Origin of the sequence: Vibrio sp. 10N.222.49.C9, from assembly GCF_041474985.1 — a bacterium.
Classification (GTDB): domain Bacteria; phylum Pseudomonadota; class Gammaproteobacteria; order Enterobacterales; family Vibrionaceae; genus Vibrio; species Vibrio crassostreae_C.
The window spans coordinates 1-293 of the sequence record NZ_JBFRVD010001572.1 but is presented as its reverse complement, the minus strand read 5'-3'; the positions used below and the strand labels follow the sequence as shown (position 1 = coordinate 293).

General features: G+C 49.1%; 1 pseudogene. It reads right to left on the bottom strand.

Annotated features, from left to right (window positions below):
• Window positions 1–293: pseudogene (locus AB4585_RS29320) on the bottom strand (ATP-dependent DNA helicase RecG); the annotation flags it as partial.

Below are 293 nucleotides of genomic sequence, written 5' to 3'. Positions count from 1 at the left end.
GTTGCGATGGATGACGGCCCAAATCAAATTGCTCTAGGTCAATCTCAGGCTCAGGGCGATGAACAATATGCAGTGCTTGATTAAGAGACAGCTGAGCATCATACAAGCCACTCGGTAATAGTTCATTGACCGCTGACTTGTCCAGCAGCTCTAACGCTTGATCGGTAAGCGTGCGTAGGGTCAATTGACGCAGGCCATCAGTAGTCGGATAAACAGGGGTGAGGCTGGATTCAGTCGCGACGGTTTTGCCTTCGTTGAAGAACTTAAAGTCGGGGTGAACAATCTCTAAACCT